Source organism: Candidatus Eremiobacteraceae bacterium (assembly GCA_035295225.1).
Lineage (GTDB): Bacteria > Vulcanimicrobiota > Vulcanimicrobiia > Eremiobacterales > Eremiobacteraceae > JABCYQ01.
In genome coordinates this window covers 1-4888 of sequence record DATGJI010000019.1, presented here as the reverse complement: position 1 = coordinate 4888, position 4888 = coordinate 1, and the positions used below count along the sequence as shown (strand labels likewise).

Annotated in this window: 4 protein-coding genes; all 4 read right to left on the bottom strand. The window is 62.6% G+C overall.

All coding sequences use genetic code 11. From position 1 onward, the window contains the following. Window positions 1–132 precede the first annotated feature (132 nt). On the bottom strand, window positions 133–2202 hold the full coding sequence (gene pknB / locus VKT51_02525; GenBank protein ID HLJ83037.1) for a Stk1 family PASTA domain-containing Ser/Thr kinase: 2070 nt from the start codon (window positions 2200–2202) through the stop codon (window positions 133–135). Between the two features lie 149 nt (window positions 2203–2351). After that, window positions 2352–3755, bottom strand: a complete 1404-nt coding sequence (locus tag VKT51_02520; protein HLJ83036.1) for a penicillin-binding transpeptidase domain-containing protein — start codon at window positions 3753–3755, stop codon at window positions 2352–2354. Next, window positions 3752–4513, bottom strand: coding sequence for a hypothetical protein (locus VKT51_02515; GenBank protein ID HLJ83035.1), 762 nt, complete (start codon window positions 4511–4513; stop codon window positions 3752–3754). Before VKT51_02515 ends, VKT51_02520 begins: the two co-directional genes overlap by 4 nt. Then, window positions 4486–4888, bottom strand: a 403-nt coding sequence (locus tag VKT51_02510) for a hypothetical protein (GenBank protein HLJ83034.1), incomplete at its 5' end; no start/stop codon positions are given. The genes VKT51_02515 and VKT51_02510, both read right to left, overlap by 28 nt.

The window sequence follows — 4888 nt, the reverse complement described above, 5'->3', positions numbered from 1 at the left end:
GCGCCTCGAGCGAACCGCTGACCTTCGGGGTTACGACGCCGGCTTCGATGAGGCGCGATCGGCCCGAGAGAAATTCGATGACCCCGTAGCCCGTGGTGCGCAGGCCCGGGTCGATGCCCAAGACGCGCCGCGTCATGGCTGTGACGGCTGCGCGCTCGCGCTGTTGACGTAGATGTTGACCGGCGTATTCGGATTCAACTTCGTGCCGGCAAAGGGCTCGGTGCGCACCACTTTTCCGTTGGCGCCTTCCGTCGTCGGCGTGATGTTGCCGACCGTGTACCCAGCGTTGAGCAGCGTGTTCTCCGCGTCTTGCAGCGCCATGCCTTCGGTATCCGGAACTTCACCCGGAATCGAGAGCATGATGGTGACCTCATTTCCCCGTTCCAGCGGCGTCCCGCCGGCCGGATCTTGCTGAATCACGAGCCCATTGTCCGCTGACGCCGGGTGAACGATTGGGTCGACCTTCACGCTGAAACCGGCTTTCGTCAGCGCCGAATTTGCGCTCACGTAATTCTGGTTGACGACGCCCGGTACTTGGGCAAGGCCGCCGCCGGTGCTCACGACCACATTGACCGTGACCGAGTGATCCGACGGAATCGTCGTGCCGGCGGTGACGTCTTGTGACTGGATGACGTTCGGCGGAATATTATTGAACGACGCGGTCTCGGCAATGTTGATCGTGAAGGCGTCTTTTGCCGCGATGGCGCGCGCTTTGTCGAGCGTGAGGCCGACGAGCCGCGGCATCTTGGTCGGCGCGGGACCGTTGGAAACGACGAGTGTCACGGTCGACCCTTCACGCAGCGTCGTGCCGGCTTTGGGTTTTTGGTCGATCACGGTACCCTTTGCCGCGGGATCGAACTTGCTCTCGATCTTCGTTCGGAACTTGAGGTTCGTGAGATCGTTTTGCGCATCGCCGACCGTATAGGTCACGAAATTCTGCAGCGTCAGCGTCGGTTTACCGCTGCTGACGACGAGCCCCACGGGATTCCCTTTCGGGACCTGCGTGCTCGGCGCAGGATCTTGACTGATGACGCGATTTGCGGGAACCGTATCGCTCGTCTGCCGCGTGATCTTCGGGCTCAGGCCGCTGTTCACGAGCGCCTGCGAGGCTTGCACGTCCGTCATGCCGACGTAGTTGTCGAGCGTAACGCGCGGCACGCCGGGACGCGTCGCAACGTATCCGGCCGCGGCCGCGATGATGAGCGCCGCGATGACCAGCACGATGAATGGTCCGACCGAACGCGGGCGCGGCTCGTGTTCCTCCACCTGCGCCTGTCTATCGGGCAGACGCGACGGACGCGGCGGCGGCGCCAGCGGGCCTTGAATCGGCTGCGTCGGCGAATCATCCTGCATCGAAAACGCCGCTACGGCCGGACGCTCGCGCGCTTCGCGCAGAGCCGAGGCGACCTCGCTTGCGGATTGGAAGCGATGGTCGGGACGTTTTTGCAGCAGCTTATTGACGATGGCGGCCAGTGCCGGACTGATTCCGGTTGTTTCCGGATCGATGGCCGGAACCGGATCGGAAACGTGTTTGAGCGCTACCGTCACGGGGGAGTCGCCGACGTAAGGCAGCTGCCCCATGAGCATCTGATAGAGCACGACGCCCACGCTGTACAAATCTGAAGTTTCGTGCAGCTCGTGGCCCTGTGCTTGCTCGGGCGAAAGGTAATACACGCTGCCCATGATGAGCCCCGGACGGGTCATCGCCATCGTTTGCTGCGACATCGCGCGCGCGATGCCGAAATCGGAAAGTTTGACCACGTCGTCTTTGGTGATCAAAATATTGGCGGGCTTGATGTCCCGATGCAGCAATCCCTGGCGGTGCGCGTAGGCAAGACCGTTGCAGATCTGTGCCGCATAATCGATTGCGACCTGCTCGGGAAGCTTGCCGTCGCTCGCGATCATCTCCGCGAGCGATGGGCCGTCGACCAGCTCCATCACGATGTAATACGTGTTGCCTTCGCGCCCGACGTCGTAGGTGTTGACGATGTTGGGATGAGAAAGGCGCGCCGCGGATTCCGCCTCTTGATAGAAGCGCCGGACGAAGTCTTCATCCGACGCGTACTGTTCGCGCAGCACTTTGATGGCGACGCGGCGGCGCAGCAGCGTATCGGTTCCGCAATACACCGTAGCCATACCGCCCTCGCCGAGTTTCCCGTCGAGACGATAGCGATTGTTGAAAATATGGGCTTCGTCTATCACGGTTTAAAAGGCACTCCGCCCTAGCGGAGCTTGTCCTGAGGTATCGAAGGGCGCCCCCCATCGCAAGCGATGGGGCCCCCACAGCTTCATGGCGCCTAAATCTGCGTGCAGCTTAAACTCTCCCCGAGGGCGCCGCAAAGACACGTTCATTACTTTGTATGTTCCAATGCGACACGTAAAACATTTCTTGCTATGGGCGCGGCGACGGCGGCCCCGTATCCTCCGTTTTCGACGATCACGGCGACGACGACACGCGGATTTTCGGCCGGCGCGAAGCAGACGAACCAAGAATGCGGCGCACCGAAGGGATTCGTCGCCGTGCCGGTCTTGCCGGCGACGGTGACGCCCGCCAGCTGCGCCGAGGTGCCCGTTCCGCGCGCAACCACCGCAATCATCATCTTCTTCACGTTTGCCGCCGTATCCGCCGATATGGGCGTCGCCAGTTGAGCGGGGCCGTAGCTGCTCGTGCTCACGCCCGGCCATACGACCTGCCGCACGATGTAGGGGCGCGGCTCCGAACCGCCGTTCGCAATCGTCGCGGCCACCAGAGCCATCTGGAGCGGCGACATCAGCAGCGCACCTTGTCCGAAGCCCATCTGCGCGAGCTCGCCCGGCACGATGGAATCTTTCGCGGGTACGTGATCGCGCGATGCGGGGAGCTGAAAATCCAACGAGCCGCCGATGCCCCAGCGGTCGAGATACCGATAGAACGTGTCCGTCCCCATCTTCAAGGCAATTTGACCGAAGTCCACATTGCTGGAAAGCGCGAAGGCGCCGGTGACGTCTTGCGTGCCCGTGGCTTCACTTTCGTCGTCGTGCAGCGTGAAGTTCCCGATAGTATAGTAGCCCGGATCGTAGAACGTCGATTGCATCGTCACGACACCTGCGTCGAGCGCCGCGGATGCGGTAAAGATCTTGAAGGTTGAACCGGGTGGATACAGTCCGTTGATGGCCCGGTTGAGCAGCGGGCTGCTCTGGTCGTGCACGAGAGAGCCGAATTCCGCGTCCAGGTCGTTCGGATCGAAACTTGGGACGCTTGCGAGCGCAAGCACCGCGCCGGTGCGCGGGTCGAGCACCACGCCGGCGCCGCGCGAATACCCGGACAGTTTCGTGTATAGTTCGTTTTGAATGGCCGGTTCTATCGTCGTGACGATGTCGGCTCCGCGAGACGTGGAACTCTTTCCGGTCATCGCTTCGGCGATTTGACCGATTTGCGCGCCGGTATCGCCCGTCGTGTCGGCCGGCGTTAGTGCGCGATCGTACGCGTCCTCGAGGCCGCTGGTGCCGTAGCGCTGTGAAACATACCCTACCGTTTGCGCGAGCGACGTGCCGTACTGATACACACGCTTGCCGCTAACCGTCTGCGAGAGCACGGTTCCATCGCTTGCCAGAATGCGTCCGCGGTTCTGCCCGAGCAGGGCGTGCCGCGGATTGTACGGGTTCGACGCGATGTCGGGACGCGCAATGACCTGCACGTAGATCTGTCTGAGAATCAAGATGCCGAAGAGAACGACGAACAGTGCGCGCAGGCGCGAAACGGTCGCGGCGGTCACGCCGTCGCGCCGGTTCGCTCACGCAGCAGCGTATAACCGTCCGGCGTGCGCACCGCGAGGTAGGCGCGATCGGCGTCGCGGCCGAGCACGACGTTCACCGCATCGCGCGCAATTGCGTCGTCCACTCCGGCAACCGCGAGCACCACGTCCACACCCGCCTCTTCGAGCAGCAGCGGCGCGACGTACGCGGCCGGCGGAATCGTTTCGAAGTGACGCGCTTCATATGCTCCGCTATGCCACGGTCCGCGCTTTCCGAACACTTGCCGGTGGTAATCCCAGGCGCACAGCTGCTTCTCGCGCCACACGAAGTGATCGCGCACGCACAGGCGCCGGCAAGCCCCGCACTGTACCAGCGGCTCCGGCGGATGCGCGAGCGCCTCCGCAAACTCTTCCGGAACGTCTTCGATGTTCAAAACGCTCGCGTCGTCCAAGCGCGAGGGCAGCTCCGCGTGCCAATTGATGCGCGCCAGTAACTCGATGTCGCGCAGCGGCGCGACGAATGCGCGATCGTCCTCGGGCGAAAACGTCTTGTCGAGCCAATCCAGCAGATTGGCCATTGCAACGGTCACGTTCTGCCACGCATCGCCGGCAACGGCGCCGATGGGGGTTTGCGCGATCGGCACGAGATGTGCCGCAACGCTCTGCGCATCCGCGCGCAGACTGCTGACGAACGCGAGCGTGCTGCCGTTGCCGCCAAGCACAAACGCCGTAGGCGCTTTCGCGCCCAAATCTACGACCGTACGTGCGTCTGCGCGCATCGGTACTCTTGCAGCGAGCGCGGCGGTCCGGCGGTATTTTCCAACGCTTCCGCCAGCGCGCGAGCGGTATCCAAACTGGTCAAACACGCGATATTCGCTTCCACCGCCGCGCGGCGAATGCGATAGTTGTCGGAGATTTCCCGGGCGCCTTGCGCGTCGTTGATCACGAGATCGACAGTGCGATCGTGAATCAGATCGAGAACGTGGGGCGAACCGTCGGCAATCTTGTTGATTTGCTCGCACGGAATGCCCGCCGATTGCAGATACTCGCGCGTACCCGGCGTGGCGATGAGCGTGTGCCCCATGCGAACGTAGCGCTCGAGAACCGGAATGGATTCTTCTTTTTCTTCGTCGGCAATCGAGACCAGGATGCGG